Source organism: Anaerotignum faecicola (assembly GCA_024460105.1).
Classification (GTDB): Bacteria; Bacillota; Clostridia; order Lachnospirales; family Anaerotignaceae; genus JANFXS01.
The window spans coordinates 1-573 of record JANFXS010000087.1 but is presented as its reverse complement, the minus strand read 5'-3'; the positions used below and the strand labels follow the sequence as shown (position 1 = coordinate 573).

At 38.6% G+C, this 573-nt stretch carries 1 protein-coding gene and 1 rRNA gene; both read right to left on the bottom strand.

The annotated features are described in order from the left end of the window. Positions 1-158, bottom strand: a 16S ribosomal RNA gene (locus NE664_12890); the annotation flags it as partial. Between the two features lie 228 nt (positions 159-386). After that, positions 387-573 (bottom strand): hypothetical protein (locus tag NE664_12885; protein ID MCQ4727530.1); only part of this gene is annotated, 187 nt, incomplete at its 5' end.

Below are 573 nucleotides of genomic sequence, written 5' to 3'. Positions count from 1 at the left end.
CCCAGTGTAAGGCAGGTTACCCACGCGTTACTCACCCGTCCGCCGCTAAGTCAAATCCTCTTCCATCCGAAAACTTCCGAAGATTCGCTTCGCTCGACTTGCATGTGTTAAGCACGCCGCCAGCGTTCATCCTGAGCCAGGATCGAACTCTCATGTTAAATGATTCGTTTGATCCGGGGTCAAAATCAACTAACTAGCTAATTTATTTCCCGTTTTACTTGTTGTTTGGTTCGTATACAATATTTGTATTCGTTCTGAATTTTCTCATTCAAAGCCATCAAACAATGGCTTGTTTTATTAGAATTTTCAGGGTTTTACATACTGTTCAATCTTCTGTTTTCAAAGTGCGTTTGCGTTGTTTTGTTCTCAACAGCAACTCGTTTATCTTACCATATCGTTTCTGTTTTGTCAACAACTTTTTTTATTTTCTTTTTTTCTTTTTTCACCGTTTTTCGCGGTGGAGTTACATTATAGCACATCGTTTTTATCGAGTCAACCATAATTTTACTTTTTTCTCCACGAAAGGGCAAAAAAATAATCATTTGGAAAAGAGCGGAGAAAGAGGGATTTGAA